We start from the raw sequence: 20,457 nt of genomic DNA on the forward strand, positions 1-20,457 counted from the left end.
GCGTAGCCTGTTTAACGAAAGGGATATCGGTATCGTCAAGGACAACCGAAACGCAGAGTCCATTGCAACACTGGCCAGACGCCTGGTCCTTTTGATCCGCTTGGGAAGCAGACCCGCTGGCACCATGCATAGATTCTGACGAAGCGGCCTCATGCGCATGTTTCGGAACGGCTTGATCGGAACTGACGGACGCGGCGTGGTGATCGCCGTGTATGCCAGAGGCAGCGTGGGTTGCAGAGGATGGCAAGAACATCAAAGCGCAGATGATCGCAAGGTACGAGAGGGCCTTGAGACATGCAGCAATGGTTTTTTTGGGCTTCATACGCTGCGTTTTGAGGGTAAAACGGGGCAGCTGTCAATTCATTTGAGGGCGGCGGCCACCAAACTTTTCGTGAGGCCATTTTGCCAAGCGGCCTTGTTCGGGACCGTCCTGTGAACGTGTCGGAGCGAACCGGCGCCTTAGCCCGATCCTGCTCAATGCGCGCCAGCACATCCAGAATGTTGGATTGATTGGTTCCTTGAGACATTGATGTTTCCATCTGCTGGCAAGCAATGGGACAGACGTAGGACAAACCAGACATTGCAGCGCATCTTTGTCGGTATGAATAACGCGGTCGCAACAACGGTTCATCTCAGCGCGGGATAGAGAACCACTTTCGTCATCAGCGGAACGCGCAGATAAAGCTCGACCATCTGATCGTTGATCAGCCTCGCGCATCCGTTCGAGACCCGGCGCCGCAAGGTTGAGGGATCATTGGTGCCGTGAATCCGCAGAAACGTGTCACCGCGTTCGGGCGTGAACAGATAAAGCGCCCGGGCGCCAAGCGGATTGTTCAGCCCTCCGGGCATTCCGTCCTTCCATTTGGAGTAAAGCTCGGGCTCACGGCGCAGCATTCCCGGTGTCGGCATCCAACTGGGCCATTCCTTCTTGGCACCCACATAAAATTCACCTGCCTCATAGAGGCCCGGCCGTCCGATGCCGACCACATAACGCAGTGCCCTGTTGTCCGGCAGCGTCCAGTAGAGCGCGAATTCATCGGGGTTGACGTGTATTTCATACGGCGCAAAGCTGCCCGCGATGGGCACGGCCCTTGGCAGCAATTCTTCTGGTAGATTGTAGTCTGGCACCTGCTTTACCGGGTGGGCTGCTGCGTTTCTCACTGAAAACGCCGTTGCCGCCGTCGCAAGCCCTGCAATGAATTCTCTTCGCTTCATGCTCGCTGCCTCCACTTCACTGTTCGAGACCGGTCAACGCCTCTCGTATGGTCTGTCTGCGAGGATCATCATCGGGCAAGGTTTGCGCCAACCTCTCCGCTTGATGATAGGCTACCTGCGCCTTTTGTGTGTCGCCCAAGACCTGATAGGCGCCGGCCAGCCGCAGCCACCCGTCCAGATCATCCGGCGTGTTTTCCAGTCGGTCCGCCAATCGATCGACCATCGACCGGATGAACGTATCGCGCTCGCTCTGGCTCATCTCGGCGGCCGCGGCCATGTCGTCCTCGGTCGGCCCTGATGACGGGGCAGCGTCCATCGGTGCGATGGGGGCCGGTCTGACAACGTCACGTCCAAGCGTTTCGCCGATGCGATTGGCCTGTGCGACGAAAAGCTCCACCCAGGATTCCGATCCTGTCGCGCCATTCAACCGGGCAAGGAGCAGGTCGTGCGCCTCTTCGCCGTCGCCCGCCTGATCAAGCGCGATGGCCTCATAGTAGGACGCAGCAGGATTCGCCGGGTCCATCTGTCGTGCGCGGGCGATGACGGTGCGGGCATCTGGGGTCACGATGCCACCCTCGGCTACAATCAGCGCCTCGGCGTATTGAGACAAAATCGCCGAGGTCACATCTTTGCGCTCGGTGACATTTGCGATAGCTGCCGCCGCGTCGGAATAGCGTTCCATACGCATGTATGTCTGCGCCAGCAGCATCCAGCCCTCGGTTGGCCCGCCGTTCGGGTCATTTTTCAACCGCTCCAGCAGGCGCTCCGTCAGATCGGTGATTTCGACCCTCTGGGTGCGCTCATCTTCACGGTCAGCGAAGGTCATGCTGGACATTTGCGGCGAACCAAGTGACGCATAGAGCGCCCCAGCGGTCGCAGGAACGGCGAGGGCCACGACCACCAAAAGTGCCCGACCGCTCTTGATCCCATCCATGCGTTTGGTTTCTGGGAGACGGGAAAGCGCCAGAAGACGGCGCTTGATTTCGACACGGGCTGCCTGGGCGTCAGCTGCGGAAATCAAGCCGCGCTCGTGATCAGCGTCGACCTCGCGCAGCTGATCGGCAAGGATCGAGACCGAGCCGGCCTGACGGTTGGCTATCCTTGTTTTCGCACCGAATAACGGCAGTACCATGAAAAGCGCGGCCGCGACGGCCAGCGCAGAAAAAATACCCCAGAGCATCATGGATCACTCCTGTTTTCTTGCGCCAGAAGCTCAGCGACGGCGGACTCTTCGGAGTCGCTCAGGGCTTCATTCGGGCGGCGCGTCCGAGCACGGGACAGAACTAGGATGCATACCCCTATCCCGAAGAGCAGAAAAACGCCCGGGGCGAGCCAGAGCGCGTAGGTGGACGGCTGGAACGGCGGCTTGAGAAGGACGTAATCACCATAGCGGGCCTGGATGAAGTCGAGCGCCTGCTGGTTTGTATCGCCTGCAATCAGCCGTTCCCGGACCAGCAGGCGCAGATCGCGCGCGACGCCGGCGTTCGAACTGTCAATATTCTCGTTCTGGCAGACGACGCAGCGCAGGTCTTGCGAGATATCCCGCGCTCGCGCCTCCAGCACCGGATCGTCCAGTATCTCGTCCGGCTCGACCGCCGCCACAGCAAAGGGCAGGATGAAAAGTATCAAGGTTGCGAACAGCGTTTTGCGTATCATGTGCGCGGCGCCTTTGCAGCGCGGGCCTCTGCCAGCGCCGTAGAGAATTCCGCTTCTGCTTCGGGCCCGACGACCGGACCGACATAGCGGTAAAGGACGGTGCCAGCGCCGGAGACGATAAAGGTTTCAGGCACGCCTGAGATACCCCATTCGATTCCAGCCCGCCCGTTCAGGTCCGATCCTATCCGCTCATAGGGGTTGCCCAGTTCATCCAGCCAGGCAAGGGCGTCCTCGGGCTTGTCCTTGTAGTTGATGCCCATGAGCCGTACGCTGTTGCGTTCGACCATCCGCGTCAGAACCGCGTGTTCGGCTCGGCAAGGCACGCACCATGAAGCAAAGACATTCACCACCACCGGCCCCGGATTCCCTGTCAGATCCGCACGGGCAAGACCGGGAATATTCACGCCCGCAACAGGCGCCAGATCGAATTCGGGAACCTGCTGGGAAATGAGAACCGAAGGGATTGCGTTTGGGTCCCGATCAGGATTCAATCCCCAAAGAAAGAAGCCGCCAACCATCAGCGCGATCAGGATCGGTAGGGTTGCGAGAATACGTGTCATGAGCTCACTCCGCTGGGGTCGCTTGTGCGGCAGGTGTGATCGCACGTCGCGGAACGCCCACCCGCAATCGTCGGTCAGACAGTGAAAGACCTCCGCCGAGAACCAGCATTGCGGCACCGATCCAGATAAAATTTACCAGCGGCTCATAGAGAATACGCAAGGTCCAAGCACCGGACGCGGCTGTGTCTTCCGAAGCCGGTTCGGCCAGAGAGGCGTAAAGATCGCCTGCGAGTGTCGAACGGATGGCGGATTCGGTCGTGCTGCTCTGTGCAACCGGATAGAACCGGCGCTCGGGGAACAGTATCGTCACAGGCTCCTCATCACGGGTTACTGTAAGTGTGCCTCGATCGGCGACATAATTAGGTCCCTGAACGCGCTCGACCCCGTCGAAGCGGACATCAAAGCCCGCAATCGCGATTTCGGCCCCGGGTTGAACGAAGACGATTTCCTCCGATTTCCATGCGCTCGACCCGATGAAACCAAGCATTGCAACTGCCAGACCGGCATGGGCCAATGTCATGCCGTGAGATGATCGCGGCATATTGCGGGCCCGGCGCATCGCATCTCCAAAAGGCACCTCAAAAAGCCTGATGCGGGTCGTCCACTCGCGTAGCGTCGCCAGCAATAGCCAGACAGCGATTGCAACCGACAGATAGGCAAGGACAGGTCCGCCCTCGGTCAGATACCAGACGGCGAGGCCCGATAACCCTGCAAGCACCGCGACAAAGCGAAGGCGCTGAAAGATTCCCTTCAGGTCTGCTCGTTTCCAGGACAGAAACGGACCAAAACCCATGACAACAACAAGCGGCAGCATCATCGGAATGAAAGCCGCATTGAAGAAGGGCGGGCCGACCGAAATTTTGGTGCCGACAACAGCTTCCATGAAAAGTGGATACAGCGTGCCAAACAGGACCGTACCTGTCGCAGCCCCCAGAAGAAGGTTATTGACGAGCAACCCAGCCTCGCGGCTGATTGGCGCGAAGAGTCCGCCCCCCTCCATCGCTGGCGCGCGCCATGCGTAAAGCCCGAGAGACCCGCCGATGGAAACACCTAGCAGGCCGAGAATATAGAGCCCACGTTCGGGGTCGACCGCGAAGGCATGAACGGATGTGAGCAATCCTGAGCGCACAATGAACGTGCCCAGCAGAGACAGTGAGAAGGTGAGGATTGCCAGAAGGATCGTCCAGCTTTTGAAGGCGTCGCGTTTTTCCGTCACGATGGCCGAATGCAAAAGCGCCGTGCCCAGAAGCCAAGGCATGAAACTGACGTTCTCAACCGGATCCCAGAACCACCAGCCACCCCAGCCCAGTTCATAATAGGCCCACCACGACCCCAGAGCGATACCGGCCGTCAGGCTCATCCACGCGGCCAGTGTCCAGGGGCGAACCCACCGCGCCCAAGCCGCATCAACCCGCCCTTCAATCAGCGCTGCGACGGCGAAGGAGAAGACGATCGAGAAACCGACATAGCCAAAATAGAGCAGCGGTGGATGCATCGCCAACCCAACATCCTGCAAAAGCGGATTGAGATCATTGCCATCAAGCGGCGGAGGGAAAACCCGCTCGAACGGGTTGGACGTGAGTATCAGAAATGATAGAAATCCGGTGCTGATCCACGCCTGAACCGACAGCGTTCGCGCCTTGAGCGCATCCGGAATATTCGACCCCAGAAGCGCGACACCGGCACCGAAGGTCGCCAGTATCAAGACCCAGAGCAACAGGGAGCCTTCATGGCTCCCCCAGGTGCCCGCGACCTTGTAGAGCATCGGTTTGAGTGAGTGGGAATTCTCGACCACATTCACAACCGTGAAATCGCTGACGATGAAGGACCGCATGAGGGCCAGGAACGCGATGCCGATGAAGACGAACTGCGCGACCGATGACGCGCGCGCACTTCGCATCCACAGCAGATTGCCATGCGCAGCACCCAGGATGGGCAAAATGCTTTGAACCACCGCAATCATAAGCGCGAGAGCGAGAGCGAATTGCCCAATTTCCGGTATCATATTTTATCTCAAATGTCAGGTTATGAGGAAGCGTACGACTGTCCAGTGCTGGAAGGTCAACCGAGCCTTTGCTTGCAGACCTCACATTATTGTCAACAGCCCCGATCTTCTCGCAATTTCAGCGCTCCAGGTTCGCCTTGCGCCGCTCGTATTCGTCTTCTTCAATTTCGCCCCGAGCGTAGCGTTCCTTCAGGATGTCGAGCGCACTTGAACCAGACGGCGCGTCGGATCGGCCCGAGAAGCTTCGAACGCCCAGCACGATCAATCCGATGATCACCCCCCAAAAGACCAACATCATCAGACCGCCAAGCAGCCCGTGGCCTCCGCTCCACATCATATGCCCATATCCTCTGCTCCAGTCGCCGTCCGGGGTTGCGGACGCAACATTTGCGTAAGCCGTCATCGAGATTGAAATTATCGAAAAAGTGAGGTGTTTCATGTTGCTCTCTCGTATTAGCCGAACCTGTTGCTTGCCGGGCCGAAGGCCTTTTCCGCTGGATCATGAGGGGCACAAACCGGCCCCTCATGATCCGAGGCAAAATCAGTGTCCGGAGAACGCTATCTTACCGACCATGCCGCCTTCGAGATGGCCCGGCACGTTGCAGGCAAATCCCATTTCGGTCGTGTCGGTAAAGGTCCAGACCACCTCAGCGGTCTGACCGGGCTCCAGGAGGACGCTATTGGGGTCGTTATGCATCATGCCGCCTTCCATCATCTTGGCATGATCGAGCTTTTTCATCGTCATCATGCCGGATTTCATCATGTCCTTCATCTCATCCTTGTGATCCTTCCACATGGCCTCGGTGCCGAGATTGAATTCGTGGATGATGTTTCCGTCGTTGCGCACGACGAACTTGATCGTCTCGCCCTTCGCGACTGAAACGGACTTGGGCTCATACTTCATCTCGTCCATGCTGACCTCGATCACGCGGTCGACCTTGTCCGGATCGCCAGCCTTGCCGATGGACGAGCCGTGCCCTGCACCCGCCATTGCTGATCCTGCAAAAAGGATGAGTGCAGTCGTTGCTCCGATAGATTTCATAAACGTCATGTTGTGTTCCTTGACTGTGTTTTGATCTGCTGGGGCAGATGATGTCGCATGCCGCGAAACCCCTTCCCCGACGTTGTGAAACGAAATCATTCCAGCGCAGGAGGATCAACTCACCCGGCGCGCTTTTAATGTAATCAAGTGTAAGCTTGCAATTTCCGCGGGTCTGACCGATTTTCCGGCGATCGGCAGGCGTCGATGTTGATGGAGTGGCATGACACAGCGGCACAGCATATTCTGGGGATGGCTTCTGGCTGCGATCTTAATGTTTGCGGCATCGTTTCCGCATATGTCGTTCGCACGTGCCCAGCCGGATCATTCCCAAGGCGCGCATCAAGCTGTGCCAGCTTCAAGCAGCTGTGGTTTTGCCATGACATCGCATGAGAAGACTGGTGGTTGCGCATCCATGACGGCGCATTGTTCGCCCTTACTGCCACAGCCATTTCTACTGCCGGCACAGATGCGCATGCAGATTTCGGTCGAGTACGATTTCGACGTCGTGGCGCCTTATAAATTGGCGTCTTTTAGCGAGACACCGCCTCCGCGAGGCTGATCCGTGTCGTTTTGGATCCCGTCGAATAGGCAGCCCAAACGGAACATACGCAACCCTTTGCATCACTCGGACGCGCCTTGACGCGACATGATCATTTGCAGGGCTGCAATCATCAGCACGCTACGCGGCGCAAATGCACCGCTTTCAAATCAAATCTGAAAGGACCGGAGATGAAACCCATCCCCCTTATCAAGACGGCCATCCTGGCCGCCGCGCTCGCCGTATCCGGCAGCATGGCGCTGCCCGGCACCTATAATGTCAGCGTCGACAAGATCCGCATAGACACCGGAGAGTTCAAGAAGACCGGCATCGGCTATAACCGCAGCCAGACCCCGACCGTGCTGCGCTTCAAGGAGGGCGAGCAGGTTACGATCAACGTCACCAACAACCTGCGCGAAAGTACCTCGATCCACTGGCACGGGCTGATCCTGCCGTTCCGGCAGGACGGCGTTCCGGGCATCAGCTTCAACGGGATCGCGCCGGGCACGACGTTCACCTACCAGTTTCCGATCCAGCAGGCCGGCACCTACTGGTTTCACAGCCATACCGGTTTTCAGGAGCCTGATGGAGCTTTCGGCGCAATCGTGATCGAGCCGAAGGGCGGCGAGAAGACGCGCGCCGACCGCGATTATGTCGTGCAACTGACCGACAAGCATCCGCACGATGGCAGCCGCATTTTCCGCAATCTGAAAATGTCGGCCGACTACTACAACCGCGCGCAGCGCACGCTGGAGGATCTGGTGCGCGACTCGCGCGAGGACGGTTTCAAGCAGGCGCTTCAGAACCGTGCGATGTGGGGCAAGATGCGCATGATGCCGACCGATATCGAGGACGTGCAAGGCTTTGCGCCCCTGATCAACGGCATGGGAACCGATCAGAACTGGACGGGCCTCTTCAGCCCCGGCGAAAAGGTGCGACTGCGGCTGATCAACTCGTCGGCGATGACTTATTTCGACGTTCGGATTCCGGGGCTGAAGATGACTGTCGTTCAGGCCGACGGTAACGATGTGGATCCCGTCACGGTGGACGAACTGCGCATCTCGGTGGCCGAAACCTATGACGTGATCGTGCAGCCGCGCGAAGCCAAGGCGTATGGCATCATTGCCGAATCCATGGGCCGTACGGCCATGGTCCGCGGATCGCTGTCGCCCAAGCAGGGCTATGCCGGCCTTGTTCCGCGGATGCGCCCGCAACCCCTGCTGACCATGGCCGACATGGGCGGCATGATGGACGGTATGGACATGAGTGGCATGGAAATGGGTGCCATGGACCATAATGCCATGACGATGTCCTCGCAAAGCAGCGCTATGCCCGAGGGCATGGACCACAGCCAGATGGATATGTCCGGAGACATGGACGGAATCGATCACAGCCAAATGGACATGTCCGGCACCACAAAGGAATTGGACCACAGCCAGATGGACATGCCCAGCGAGACGAAGGAGATAGACCATAGCCAAATGGGCATGTCCGGCGGCATGACTGGCATGAACCACAGCGCGCGTGACAGCAAGATTGGCGAATTCTACGCACCGGGCAGCGGTCTGATCCCAAGCGCGGCGAATGGCGGCAAGTTCCTGTCCTACAACGATCTGAAGGCACTCCGGCCGCTTTACCGTGATCGCCCGGCGACCCGCACGATTGAGCTGCGCCTGACCGGCAACATGGAGCGTTACATCTGGTCCATCAACGGCGTGAAAATGGATGATGCCGAGCCGATCCGCCTGAAATACGGCGAGCGTGTCCGCTTCAAGTTCGTCAACGAAACGATGATGTCACACCCGATGCACCTGCACGGCATGTGGTCGATCCTCGATACCGGCAAGGGCAAGTGGGACCCGATCAAGCACACGGTCAGCATCGCGCCCGGTACCACCGTCTATACCGAAACCGAGGTCGATGCGACGGGCCAATGGGCTTTCCACTGCCACCTGTCCTACCACGCCGAAGCGGGCATGTTCCGCAAGGTAATCGTCGAAGGTGGCCCGGCATGAACAGCGTTAGCAAAACAAGGATTGAACCGATGAAAACGATCTACCTGCCCGCTCTCGGTTCGGTGCTGGTGTCCATGGCGTGGACGCCGGCGGCGGCCGAGCCGATCATCTGGGGCCTTCAAGCCGAGCAACTCGAATACCGGTTCAACGATGGCGAAGACGCGTTCGTCTGGGATTTCGACGCGCTTGCCGGGTCGGACGAGCTGCGCTTTGTCTGGCGCAGCGAAGGCGAGGTTGGCGAGTCCTCGGGTGACTTTGAGGGGTTGGAGAACCAGCTGCGCCTGCAAATGCCGATCTCGACCTTCTTTGACGCGGTCGTCGGCATTCAGGCCAGCACGCCGGACGGGGCGCCGGACCGTTACAACGCCGTCTTTGGCGTCAAGGGACTGGCACCGCAATGGTTCGAGATCGACGCGGATCTCTATGTGTCGGATCACCCGTTCTTCCGGGTCGAGGCGGAATATGAGGCGCTGCTGACGAACCGCCTGATCCTGACGCCCAGCGTCGAGATGACCTTTCCTCTCAAGGACGATGCCGCCCGCAATCAAGGCGCTGGCGGGCCGACATTCGAGATCGGGGCGCGCGTCAGCTACGACCTGATCGACCGCGCCGTGTCGCCCTATGTCGGCATCAATTACGAGCGGTCTTTCGGGGATACCGCAGACATGCTGCGCGCGGCGGGCGAGGACAAGGACGCGTTCTCCGTCGTCGTCGGCACGCGCATCATGTTCTAACGGGCGCAATGACAAGAGTGCATCCCGCAGGCCTGCGGGATGCGAACCGGGGGACAAGTCAACTCTGGTCGCTGCCCTTTCGGGGCAGAACCAAAGTCGCGATCAACCCACCTTCCGGCCGGTTTTCCAGACGAACATCGCCCCCATGGGCACGCGCAATCGTCCGGGCGATCGACAGGCCCAGCCCCGTCCCGCCGGTATTGCGCGAACGTGATCTCTCGAGCCGAAAGAACGGCTCGAAGACACGCTCCATTTCGGCTTGGGGAATGCCGGGGCCGCTATCCAGAATTTCGATGGCCACAGTTTCCGTGCCGCCCCGAGCAGACACGGTGGCGCCCCCTCCGTATCGCTGCGCATTCACAATGAGGTTGCGCAAGGCGCGGCGCATCGCATTTGGGCGCAGCCGGACATGTATTAGGCCAACATCGCCAATCTCGAAACCTCCGTGCATGTCCTGCTGCAGTTTTTCAAGAAAGTCGCGCATGTCCACCGTCTGAGCTTCCTCTGAGGTGGCCATGCCGCGCGCGAAGGCCAGGGTCCTTTCGACCATGTCCTGCATCTCTTCGATAGAAGAGATCATGCTGACGCGAATATCCTCGTCGTCGACGATTTCGGCATGGACGCGGAGCGCCGTCAGCGGTGAGCGCAGATCATGCCCCAGCGCCGCCAGAACCCTGGTGCGATCGGCAATGTGGCGGGTCAGGCGGTCCTGCATATCGTTGAAGGCCACCGTCAGATCGCGCACTTCGCGCGGGCCCATTGCAGGCAGCGTGCCCGGCGCTTCGCCCCTGCCAAAGCTTTCGGCGGCGGACGCCACGCGCCGCAGCGGCCCCGTCAAACGGCTCAACAAAAACCATATCGCAGCAACCAGCAGCAGAGCGGCGGTGATACCGAAACTAAGGGTCGAGACGAGCGGCCACTGAAGCGGCGGGCGATTGAACCGCGTATCGACGTTCAGCCATCGCCCGTCCTGCAGCCCCACCGATACGGTCATCTCGAGCGTCAGCAGCCCGCCAGGAACCATTTGCAGATGCATATTGGTGCCGTCTGCGTTGATATGGGACATTGGCATCAGCGTCCCCTCGGCCTCGTGCAGTTCGACCCTGATCGGGCGATTGTCCTTTGGCCCCAAAAGCGCGCGCATGCGGGCCTCGACACTGCCACGGTCGACATGATCGAGATGATCGACAGCCGGCTCGGACGTCACATCAAACCGCACCAGAGGCGAGTCAGCCGCGCGCAGGATCGACGCCTGCAGTTCCAGCGGCGCCTCCTCGATGAGACGGGCGACATTCGCAGCGCGTCCCGCCGCTTCGGCCCCGAGGGCCGCGCGAACTGCAAGGCCGCGTTCGTCCACGAAGAGCCACAGGCTGATCGCTTGCGCCAGCATCAGCGCACCGATGATCAGCAGCACCAACTGGCCCCGCAAGCTTCCCAGAAATCTGCGCATCAGCTTGCGTCCTCAACTTCGGCAGACAGGCAATATCCCTCGCCCCGCACGGTCGTGATCAGCTTGGGTCGCATCGGATCCTTTTCGACGCTGCGCCGCAGCCTGCTGATCTGATTGTCGATCGTCCGATCAAACAGTCCGGGCGTTCGCCCAGCAGTCAGATCCAGAAGCTGCTCACGCGTCAGGACAAGGCGCGGCCGCTCCAGAAGGACGGTCAGAAGTTTGAATTCGGACACGGAGAGCTGTGCTTCCACACCCTCGTCATCTACCAGAACGCGGGTGTCGGTATCCAGCATCTGGTGCCCGAACCTGATACGCTTTCCAGTCAATGTTCCCCCAAACACTTCGGGCCGGGCCGAGCGTCTGACGATGGCCTTGATGCGCGCCAGCAATTCACGCGGATTGAAAGGCTTGGCCAGATAATCATCCGCACCGACTTCGAGGCCGACGATACGGTCCATCTCTTCTCCCAAGGCCGTGAGCATCAGGATGGGTATCGAGCCGTTGGAGGATAGACGCCGACAGACAGAAAGTCCGTCCTCTCCGGGCATCATGACATCCAGCACAATAAGATCGAATCGGCTTTTCGCCAATTCCGCATCCATTTCAGACGCATTTTCAGCCTTCGTCACCCGCATCCCGTTCTTCACGAGATAACGGGACACTGCGTTTCGAATTTCAAGGCTGTCGTCAACGACAAGGATATGAGGCACATCTGACATATGGCGTTAGTATAGGTTCTCCGGTGAGATGTATCTGCTACTTGCCTGAAAAATGTAACGAAAAGTATCATAGGGACGCCACGTTACAAGCCGTTACAAAGCCGCCTGCGAGGCCCATTGCGAATGCCTGTGCAATGCTCAATTTGAGGTCATCGACAACGAGAGCAGAAGGAAGCTTCATAATGAAACGCAATATCATCCACGTCTTCGCACTGGCCAGCGCCATTTTCGCAGGCGGCGTTGCCTTGGCAGATTCGGGTTACAGAACAGGCCATCACGAATTTCGTGCGCAGAGCGCCGGATCAAACTCCGGAGTAATGACGAAAAGCAGCGTCGGGCATAACGGCGCTTTCCTTGACGGAAAGGTTAACCCAAACGACGCCGATGTCCACCCCCGGAACATGCAACGGCGCGATATGAGGACGGGACGCGATAGAGAGTACAGTAGCCCGCTGCCTCCGAATGCCGGTAACGACCGCTGAACAAAGAGACACTTTTATGCACGGCGCACAAAACGCGCCGTGCAGCTTAACCCAGAAAGGAATGCGTCATTTCCAAGTGCCACTGTGAGAAAGCAAGCAAAGTTGCCCGCGATCTGCGTATCGCTCTTGGGCACTCGTGACCTTAAATCTGAACCAGATCAAGAAAAGCCACCGATCAGAAGCTAATACTTGAATACGCAATACAAGAAAAGAACGGAAGCATGTTCAGATCAATGCAGAGAAATTGGGCCATTTGGATGCGGGCGGTGACAGTTGCTGCCGCAGTCACGGCCATTCTTGCCTCTGCGTTGGCTGTGTCGCCAAAAATCAATCATCGCGACTTAACCGCGCAACCTGCCGTCGCTTCGGCGGCTGGCGGCGGCGTGATCGTTGACCGCGCCGCGCAGCCCGGGTCCGACAGGAACTGCCATAGCGGGCACAGCTGCATTCTGGTGAATCTGCCTACCAACGATTTGGCTTTGACGCGTTTCGATAGCGCGCCGGAGATCTCCCGAGAGACGGATTTTCTACCATCCGCGGCAGAAAAGATGCGCTTCCATCCGCCGCGAATCCTTTCACACGTCTGACCGCTAGTACCGGATTCCGGTGCTGCACGAAACCATGTGAAAGGAGCGAAACATGTTCGCTGAACCAAGACCCGCAATGCCAGAGGTCTCGCGTTGTGACACCGAGGCAAAACTCATCGAAGGCCGCAACAAGTTTCTCGGGTTTCTTCGCAAACGCCTCAGCTCTGCGCAGGATGCCGAAGATGTTTTTCAGGATTTCTGCGTCAAGGTGCTGCAAAGCCACGCCACTATTAGGAGCGGCGAGCGACTGGATGCCTGGATGGGCATCACCTTGCGGCACACTCTGACCGACTATTATCGGCGTCGGGCGACGAGAAATCGAGGGGCAGAAGCCTATGCAAACGAGGCCAAAATACTGGCGCCGGAGACAGAGGATTTCGATGGCCGCGCCTGCAGTTGCGTTTCTGCCGCGATGCGAAAGCTGGATCCTGCCCAAGCCGAATTGCTGACGCGTCTGGATTTGAGGGACGATTCACGCAAAGAGATTGCGGCTGATCTGGGGGTGAGTCTGAACGCCTTGGGTGTCCGCGTCCATCGAAGCCGAGCTGCATTGAAGACAAAGATTGCCGAGTTCTGCCCGGTCTGCGGCGAAGGCCGGTTTATGCAGTGTGACTGTAACCATTCGCGCAATATACGATCCTTGTCGTCCCCGCCTCAGAGGGAATTGATGCCCCAGATGTAAGGATCTTTCATGCCGCGCGTCTCTTGATCAACAGCAGCTTTTATCGGGAGGTGTCAATGACTGGACCGGGCGAGAGCCGTCGTGAAGCTGATATGCACGATCAGCCGATTGGGCGTCCTGCGGCCCTCAGACGGGCAGGGCGGCATGGTTTCAAGAGCGCTGATGCTTTAACGAGCAGAGCACCTTCGCGGAGAAAGCATCATTGCAGCTCTGTCTGCGGAACATGCTCGTGAAATCACCGAGCAATGCAGATCCAATTCGCGACGAGGAGCTAGGAGCGCTGATATGCGACTGCCTCGACTTGCTCTTGTCGACGCTTCCACCGCAACAGGCAAACGTTGTTCGCGCCATCGATTTGGAAGGGGCGGTGCCCAAATCGGTTGCTGACAAACATGGGCTCAGCCTGAACGAGGTGACCATGCATCTTGCCCTCGGGCGGCAAGGCCTGAAGGATCGGATTGGCGAGATGCACATGATTTGCCGACAGCACGGCGTTGCGGGCTGCGGTTGCCAGTTGAACGGCGATGCAAAAACCTGAGCTGCTTGCTGTCTGTAATGCTGGGCCGCCCGGCGCGTCTTAACTCTATAGAAGTCAATTCCTGATGGAGGATATGAACATGTGCGCGAAGGCGAACACACAAACCGCAATACCTGAACAGAAACAAGGTGGCTGTTGCTGCGAGTCGGCCGTGGATGCGCCGAAAAGTACCGCCGATGAAATTCGCAAACCCGCTGTGGCAGAGGGGCAGGGTGCTTCGGTTAAGGAGAGTGCTGGTGTTCGATCCAAAGGTTGCTGTGGCGGGCATTGATCCGTCCAAGCTCGATCATTTGCACAAGGCTATGAGATTCAAGGAGACCCAACATGACACTTATTCCGTTTATCCTCGCATTTGGCATGTCCCTCTTTCTTGCAGGCTGGGCCGCTCATCGGCGGGCTGAAATCACAGCTTTGGCGAGGGTTATGTGCCCACACAGAAATCCTACAAGCAGATCAAAGGACCTATTCTGATGTTCAGAGAAATCACGGCCGCAACCTCGGCGTTGCTAATGACGACCGCCATAGCAGTCGCTCAGCCCAGGCCCGCATTTTACGCGGTGGATGCGGATGTGGGTAACGTACCGGAACTGTCGCCGAAAGACGTCTCTGTTTTGCGCAGATTTACCGAAGGCGGCGAGTTGCATGGGATGCCAACATTCGGCCGGGATATAGATGGATCAAACCATGAATGAATCGTTTAACCACGCTGGAGCCTGGGGCATCACACTGATCGTTATCGTCTTGGTGTCTTGGTTCTTCTATCGTTATTTCGCGCCGAAGAACTGGCGGGAATGGGTCGGCGCCGGGGTGGTTCAGGCCTTTATCATCGCGCTTTATGCGGAAATGTACGGCTTTCCGCTCACTATCTATCTGTTGGTGCGCTTCTTCGGTTTGGATAGCGAATATGTCAGCGCCAGTCTTTGGTCGACCCTGGTAGGGTTCGGCGAAACCGGCATGCTAATCTCAATGCTGCTAGGCTATGCGCTCGGCTTTATCGGGATAGGTCTCTTTATTCAGGGGTGGCGTCAGGTCCACAAGGCACGAGGCGAAAACCGTCTGGTGACAGACGGTTTGTATGCGTATGTGCGGCATCCGCAGTACACAGGTCTGTTTATTGCTCTGTTCGGAGAAGGCGTGGTGCATTGGCCGACGCTTTTCTCGGTCGGCTTTTTTCCGGTGATCGTGCTTGTCTACACATGGCTGGCTCTGCGTGAGGAACAGCAGGTACTCCAGCAGTTTGGCGAAGCCTACCGCGCCTATCAGCGGCAGGTGCCAATGTTCATCCCTCGTTGGGGCCGCTGGCGTCAACTCGCGGCCGCTTCACGAGACAGCAGTGATGACTAGGCAGCGTGAAGCACTATCTCATGCCGCACGCCCATTGGTTGGACGGGTTGACAACCTCTCCGCTGGTTTATGAGTGGGATGAGCAATATCGAAAGAGCTGGCTCGGTTTGTCTGAGCAGTTTCCGAGCGTTTCGTAAGTGGTTTTCCGCCTTGGTTATGCCGCGACCGCTTGGGGCCGGGGCATGTTGAAGTAAGCCTGATCGGGGGTTTTCCCGTCAAGCGATGAATGGGGGCGTCGGCTGTTGTAGAAGCCGAGATAGCGGCCGATGGAGGCACGGGCCTCCGGGACGCTGGCGTAGGCGTGCAGGTAGACCTCCTCGTATTTGATGCTCCGCCAGAGCCGTTCGACGAAGACGTTGTCGCGCCAGGCCCCTTTGCCATCCATGCTGATTTTGATCTCCCGGCTCGCCAGCACCTTGATGAACTCGGTCGAGGTGAATTGGCTGCCCTGATCCGTATTGAAGATATCGGGGTTGCCGTGGCGCACCAACGCCTCCTCGACGGCTTCGATGCAGAAATCGGCTTCCAGCGTGATCGATACCCGCCATGCTAAAACCCGGCGCGTGAACCAGTCCAGCACGGCGGCCAAGTAGATGAACCCTCGGGCCATGGGAATGTAGGTGATGTCCATCGCCCAGACCTGATTGGGCCGGGTGATCGGCAGTTTCCGCAGCAGGTAGGGGTAGATCTTGTGCCCCGGCGCCGGTTTCGAGGTGTTGGGCTTGCGATACAGCGCCTCGATGCCCATCCGTTTCATCAGCGTGGCGACCATGCAGCCGCCCGACCTTGAATCCTTCCTGCACCAGCAGCCCCCGCAACATCCGGCTGCCCGCGAACGGGAACTCCATGTGCAGCTTGTCGATCCGGTGCATCAGCTTCAGGTCGGCATCGGCCACTGGCCGGGGCTGGTAATAGACACTGCCCCGGCTGATCCCCAGAACGATGGCCTGACGGCTGACGCTGAGCCTCGCGGTGTGATCGATCATCTTTTTGCGCTCGGAAACAGACCCGCCTTGCCGAGCGCGCCGGACAAAAAATCGTTCTCCAGCGCCAGCTCCCCGATCTTCGCATGCAGGGTCTTCACGTCGATTGCCGGTTCTGCATCCGACTTTATCGCGGCTCCGAAAACGCCCGTGGCGCCTTCAAGAAGTTGATCTCGCCATTGCTTGATCTGGTTCGGGTGGACGTCGAAATCCTGCGCCAGCTCGATCAGCGTCTTCTCACCCTTGATTGCGGCAACAGCCACTTTCGCCTTGAATGCCGGGCTGTGGTTCCGGCGTGGTCGTCTTGTCATGGTTCTCTCCTTGCTTGCAGCATCATGCTGCTGTTGCGCGGAAAATCCACTTATCCCGGATGTTCAGTTTTCCCGAGCCACCTCTGAAAGAAGAGTTTAGTCATGGTCGACCCAAATACAGCCACACATTCTTTACGAACCAACCCGTTGGGCAAAAGTTTGTCGTTGCTTCCGTTTATCAGTTACTTGGAATACCGCCCAGAGCACTATGTAATTGTTCCCACGAGTCATGACACGCTTTGTCGGCTCGGAAATCAGGTATATTATCGGAGCCGGAAAGTAAGATTTTCATGTGGTAAAGGGATTCCAGAAAGACCGTCTCGACCCAAGTACCCATCGTCAGGCAAGCCTCGAAATAGTCCACCCGCGCGTCAGATCTCAGAAGAGATTCCTTTGCAATCGTCTAGCCATGCTGGTTTCGCTATGAAATGCGTCAATTCGGTGCGATGCTGAGTGGCGTCGGCGCATTGGCCTCCGGTGCGGCACCTTTTCGGGTCACCAGAACGACGCCAATAATCGCCAGCAAAATTCCGAGGAGTTTCAGCAGGCCCAGGGATTCGCCATAAAACAACACTCCCATCGTCAGGCCGAAGACCGGAATAAGGAAACTGAACGCATTGGCCTGATTTAGCGGCACTTCACTTAGAACCGACATCCAAAGAATGTAAACCAGTGCCGAGCCGAACAGGGCGAGCGTAAGCAAGACCGTGATGAAGGTGAACGACCACTGGATTGCCGCAGGGTTCTCCATGATCCCCGCCGCGAGAGCCAGCGGTATGCTCCCGATCAAAAACTGCAAACCCATTGCCATGAGCAGATCGACCCGGCCAATGATCTTCTTGATCGTCACATTGCTGACAGTGACACCAAGTGCCGCAAGAACGATATACGCGATGCCAATGGCGTAATTGTCCCCGCCGCTGGAAAAAAGCTGCGGGGCTGCGATGACGACAATCCCCAGAAAGCCGATGAACAGCCCCACCTTCCCCCGGCGACTCAGACGTTCCCCCAATATGATACCGCCCAGTCCCGCCGCCAGCAGAGGCTGGGTGTTCGCAATGACCGTGGCGATCCCGGGCGAGACGAATTCCGCCGCGTGGAACATGCCCAGAAAGCCGAGGCTGGTCCCCCCGAGGCCCATGACAGCCAAAGTCATCCAAACTCTGGCATCGCGAGGAAACGGGCGGCGTAGCGCACAGGCCACCCCGACCAGAACCAGACCGGCGATAACGGCGCGCAGTGTGGCAAAACTCAGGTGTGGTGCGAGGACAATGCCGATCGTTAAGAGTGGGTAGCATGCTGCCCAAAGCAGCATTACAATGATAATTTTGAACGCATTTAAGACTGTCATGTTGTCGCCCCGATGCCCAAGAGGCCCAGATTCGGGCGTGAGTGGAATCTCATACGTCTTTATCTGCAAGAGCGTTACCAAGAGGGGACCGGCCGTAATGGGACCCTTTCATTCTCTCAGGGTTGTTTTGTCGCATTTTGCAAATTCCAAATTTCAAAGGGGGCGCGTACGAATTGACGCACATATGGCGTCTTTGTTACGGCGCATACTGTAGACGCTTTGAGCCTTTGCTGTTTGGCTGAACCTGAACCGTATCGCCCTGATCCTCGTTTCGATAGCAATCACGGGCTCCCACTCCCTACGCTTTGTCGATATCATATGTTATTGACTGCTTGCCGGACTCGGCACTTTGGACCCTATCCACATCATAGTACACTACCCAACGTGCGCACGACTGTCCGACATTGTTTTCCTGACAAGCGACCATACATTTCTTTGGAAGGATGTGTCGATCATGACAGAAAAACCGCAAAACGAGACGCAGGTTAACGACAGCGCAGCCGAAACAGCACTATCGGACGGGCGACAGGCCTTTCTGGGTTTTCTAGTGCGGCGGCTGCGCAACCGGGCCGATGCCGAGGATGTCCTGCAAGAATTCTGCATTCGGGTGCTGACGCGCAAAGATCAGTTGCGGGATGTGGAGCGGATGGATGCCTGGCTTTACGCGATCTTGCGAACGACGATGAACGATCACTTCCGCAAATTGGCAAGGCGCGGGCGTCTGAGCGAGGCTTATGGCCGGGAACCAGAGGAGTGGTCGGATGATGCGCCCGGGCAGATGGCGCAATTTTGCCTGTGTCTGAGCGGCCTGATACCCGCGCTGCGCCACGCCGATGCCGACCTGATCCGGCGGATTGACTTCGGCGAGGAAGGCCACGCTACGGTTGCTGCCGACTTGGGATTAACCCGAAATGCGCTTGGAGTACGCCTGCATCGTGCGCGTGCCGGCCTACGTGATGCGCTGACGGGCCATTGCGGCAAGTGCTGCAAGACAGGCTGGGACGATTGCTACTGTCCGCCGGTCGGGTGCGAAAGTCCGGAAAACGAAACGCACTGCGCGCCGGAGGAAGCACCCACCTGAGGTTGGCTATTTCTTTGCCTGTAACAGATGCCGCCAGGCAGCGTCTACTCCCATGAAGATGCCCGTGTTCGGGTACTCCAAAGGGAGAAATCGAGACAATGTGCAAAAACGCGCCCACGTCGGATCCAGAAACGCAAGAGCGCTTTGCGGCCGCTACAGAATTGTTCAGCCTCGTTCACCGGATGAGCTGTGCGTGTGCGGCGCATCCGCGCCACGTCGATGCGCCACTGTCGCGCGACCTGTTTCGCCGGATCGAAGATCAAGGCCAGAGCCTGACTGAGGCCGCAAAGGTTTTGGGCCTGGGACCAAAAGACTGCGTCTATCTTCTTGCCGGATTCCGCCGGGACCTGGCCGTCGAACTGGTGGCTTTGCTCGTAGCGGCCGAGATACCGCGCTCTGTTGTGGAAAAAGGAAGCCGGGATTTAGAGGTGCGGAACGAAGGTCATTGATCAGGGCTGTTTTATGGGACTGGCGGTGACGTGACGGATGGTGTCACCACAACCGACCGGGAACAAATGATGGAGAGCAAGATGCCCGACGCAGAGCAAAAAACGGAAGAAACCGGCAAAGCCGAACGCCGCGACTTCCTATATTATGCAGCCGCCACCACGGGAGCGGTCGCGGCAGGTGCTGGCATCTGGCCGCTGATCGATTCCATGAATCCCTCGGCCGATGTGGTCAGCCAGTCGACGATCTCCATCGACCTGACGGAGGTGGCTGTAGGCACTCGAATCACCGCCAAATGGGCCGGTAAGCCGGTCTTCATCTGGCGCCGCTCACCCGAGACGATCGCAAAGGCACGCGCCACGCCGCTTGATGACCTTATCGACCCGATTGATTACACGGATGAAAATCCCAACAACGCTCAGGATATGCCAGCGCTCGATGTAAACCGGTCTGCAGATGAGGCCGGCGAGTGGCTGATCGTGATCGGGATCTGCACTCACCTGGGTTGCGTACCGGTCGGCCAGAATGGCGCCAGCGTTGGAGAGTTCGGAGGCTGGTTCTGCCCGTGCCACGGATCCCACTACGACCGGTCCGGCCGCATCCGCAAAGGGCCTGCACCGCGCAATCTTGATATTCCGCGCTATAGCCTTGGGACCGATCTGATGCTGACTATTGGCGCTTGAGTAATTTCACAGAACCCCAGGAAGAGTCAGG

At 58.2% G+C, this 20,457-nt stretch carries 21 protein-coding genes and 1 pseudogene; 11 read left to right on the forward strand and 11 right to left on the reverse strand.

What is annotated here, in order from left to right; all coding sequences use genetic code 11:
* Positions 1–627 precede the first annotated feature (627 nt).
* From FGD77_RS00940 to FGD77_RS00970, 7 genes are all read right to left on the reverse strand, one after another.
* Entirely contained in the window at positions 628–1,215 is a 588-nt protein-coding gene (locus FGD77_RS00940) for a L,D-transpeptidase (protein WP_108693183.1), read from the reverse strand.
* A gap of 16 nt (positions 1,216–1,231) precedes the next feature.
* On the reverse strand, positions 1,232–2,398 hold the full coding sequence (gene ccmI / locus FGD77_RS00945; protein WP_207768739.1) for a c-type cytochrome biogenesis protein CcmI: 1,167 nt from the start codon (positions 2,396–2,398) through the stop codon (positions 1,232–1,234).
* A complete protein-coding gene (locus tag FGD77_RS00950; RefSeq protein ID WP_108693245.1) occupies positions 2,395–2,868 on the reverse strand; it encodes a cytochrome c-type biogenesis protein in 474 nt (157 codons plus the stop codon). Before FGD77_RS00950 ends, ccmI begins: the two co-directional genes overlap by 4 nt.
* Positions 2,868–3,431 carry a DsbE family thiol:disulfide interchange protein gene (locus tag FGD77_RS00955; protein ID WP_108693182.1) on the reverse strand — a complete coding sequence of 188 codons (564 nt, stop codon included), beginning with the start codon at positions 3,429–3,431 and terminating at the stop codon, positions 2,868–2,870. The genes FGD77_RS00950 and FGD77_RS00955 overlap by 1 nt, the downstream gene beginning before the upstream one ends.
* A gap of 4 nt (positions 3,432–3,435) precedes the next feature.
* A complete protein-coding gene (locus FGD77_RS00960) occupies positions 3,436–5,436 on the reverse strand; it encodes a heme lyase CcmF/NrfE family subunit (RefSeq protein WP_108693181.1) in 2,001 nt (666 codons plus the stop codon).
* A 118-nt stretch (positions 5,437–5,554) separates the two neighbouring features.
* Complete coding sequence (locus FGD77_RS00965) at positions 5,555–5,773, reverse strand: SHOCT domain-containing protein (RefSeq protein ID WP_255005606.1); 219 nt, start codon at positions 5,771–5,773, stop codon at positions 5,555–5,557.
* A 204-nt stretch (positions 5,774–5,977) separates the two neighbouring features.
* Positions 5,978–6,487, reverse strand: coding sequence for a plastocyanin/azurin family copper-binding protein (locus tag FGD77_RS00970; RefSeq protein ID WP_243405167.1), 510 nt, complete (start codon positions 6,485–6,487; stop codon positions 5,978–5,980).
* A gap of 720 nt (positions 6,488–7,207) precedes the next feature.
* Between FGD77_RS00970 and FGD77_RS00975 the strand changes: the two genes are divergently transcribed.
* Both FGD77_RS00975 and FGD77_RS00980 read left to right on the forward strand, forming a co-directional pair.
* Positions 7,208–9,031: a copper resistance system multicopper oxidase gene (locus FGD77_RS00975; protein WP_255005609.1), complete on the forward strand. Its 1,824-nt coding sequence runs from the start codon at positions 7,208–7,210 to the stop codon at positions 9,029–9,031.
* Between the two features lie 29 nt (positions 9,032–9,060).
* Positions 9,061–9,765, forward strand: a complete 705-nt coding sequence (locus FGD77_RS00980) for a copper resistance protein B (RefSeq protein WP_165802955.1) — start codon at positions 9,061–9,063, stop codon at positions 9,763–9,765.
* Positions 9,766–9,823: 58 nt separating this feature from the next.
* On the opposite strand, the gene FGD77_RS00985 is transcribed toward FGD77_RS00980, so the two are convergent.
* Both FGD77_RS00985 and FGD77_RS00990 read right to left on the reverse strand, forming a co-directional pair.
* Positions 9,824–11,215: an ATP-binding protein gene (locus tag FGD77_RS00985; protein ID WP_108693513.1), complete on the reverse strand. Its 1,392-nt coding sequence runs from the start codon at positions 11,213–11,215 to the stop codon at positions 9,824–9,826.
* Positions 11,215–11,937 carry a response regulator gene (locus tag FGD77_RS00990; RefSeq protein ID WP_108693514.1) on the reverse strand — a complete coding sequence of 241 codons (723 nt, stop codon included), beginning with the start codon at positions 11,935–11,937 and terminating at the stop codon, positions 11,215–11,217. Before FGD77_RS00990 ends, FGD77_RS00985 begins: the two co-directional genes overlap by 1 nt.
* 182 nt (positions 11,938–12,119) lie before the next feature.
* Between FGD77_RS00990 and FGD77_RS00995 the strand changes: the two genes are divergently transcribed.
* From FGD77_RS00995 to FGD77_RS01020, 6 genes are all read left to right on the forward strand, one after another.
* Positions 12,120–12,419 (forward strand): hypothetical protein, encoded by a 300-nt coding sequence (locus FGD77_RS00995; RefSeq protein ID WP_133176237.1) that lies wholly within the window; start codon positions 12,120–12,122, stop codon positions 12,417–12,419.
* 221 nt (positions 12,420–12,640) lie between these two features.
* Complete coding sequence (locus FGD77_RS01000; protein ID WP_108693515.1) at positions 12,641–13,006, forward strand: hypothetical protein; 366 nt, start codon at positions 12,641–12,643, stop codon at positions 13,004–13,006.
* Between the two features lie 52 nt (positions 13,007–13,058).
* Complete coding sequence (locus FGD77_RS01005) at positions 13,059–13,688, forward strand: RNA polymerase sigma factor (RefSeq protein WP_108693516.1); 630 nt, start codon at positions 13,059–13,061, stop codon at positions 13,686–13,688.
* 229 nt (positions 13,689–13,917) lie between these two features.
* Positions 13,918–14,226, forward strand: coding sequence for a hypothetical protein (locus FGD77_RS01010; RefSeq protein WP_133176238.1), 309 nt, complete (start codon positions 13,918–13,920; stop codon positions 14,224–14,226).
* Positions 14,227–14,696: 470 nt separating this feature from the next.
* The gene (locus FGD77_RS01015; protein WP_133176239.1) at positions 14,697–14,918 is read left to right on the forward strand and encodes a hypothetical protein; all 222 of its coding nucleotides are present in this window, start codon (positions 14,697–14,699) and stop codon (positions 14,916–14,918) included.
* Positions 14,911–15,570, forward strand: coding sequence for an isoprenylcysteine carboxylmethyltransferase family protein (locus FGD77_RS01020; protein WP_108693543.1), 660 nt, complete (start codon positions 14,911–14,913; stop codon positions 15,568–15,570). Before FGD77_RS01015 ends, FGD77_RS01020 begins: the two co-directional genes overlap by 8 nt.
* Before the next feature lie 154 nt (positions 15,571–15,724).
* On the opposite strand, the pseudogene FGD77_RS01025 reads toward FGD77_RS01020, so the two are convergent.
* Positions 15,725–16,864 (reverse strand): annotated as a pseudogene (locus FGD77_RS01025) (IS3 family transposase).
* Between the two features lie 433 nt (positions 16,865–17,297).
* Entirely contained in the window at positions 17,298–18,215 is a 918-nt protein-coding gene (locus FGD77_RS01030) for a DMT family transporter (protein ID WP_255005617.1), read from the reverse strand.
* 454 nt (positions 18,216–18,669) lie between these two features.
* On the opposite strand from FGD77_RS01030, the gene FGD77_RS01035 reads away from it, so the two are divergent.
* From FGD77_RS01035 to petA, 3 genes are all read left to right on the forward strand, one after another.
* Positions 18,670–19,296, forward strand: coding sequence for an RNA polymerase sigma factor (locus FGD77_RS01035; RefSeq protein ID WP_255005619.1), 627 nt, complete (start codon positions 18,670–18,672; stop codon positions 19,294–19,296).
* Positions 19,297–19,394: 98 nt separating this feature from the next.
* Entirely contained in the window at positions 19,395–19,745 is a 351-nt protein-coding gene (locus FGD77_RS01040; protein ID WP_255005622.1) for a hypothetical protein, read from the forward strand.
* Between the two features lie 81 nt (positions 19,746–19,826).
* Positions 19,827–20,426, forward strand: a complete 600-nt coding sequence (gene petA, locus FGD77_RS01045; protein WP_255005631.1) for a ubiquinol-cytochrome c reductase iron-sulfur subunit — start codon at positions 19,827–19,829, stop codon at positions 20,424–20,426.
* Positions 20,427–20,457: the final 31 nt, after the last annotated feature.

It is taken from the genome of Roseovarius sp. M141 (genome assembly GCF_024355225.1).
Lineage (GTDB): Bacteria > Pseudomonadota > Alphaproteobacteria > Rhodobacterales > Rhodobacteraceae > Roseovarius.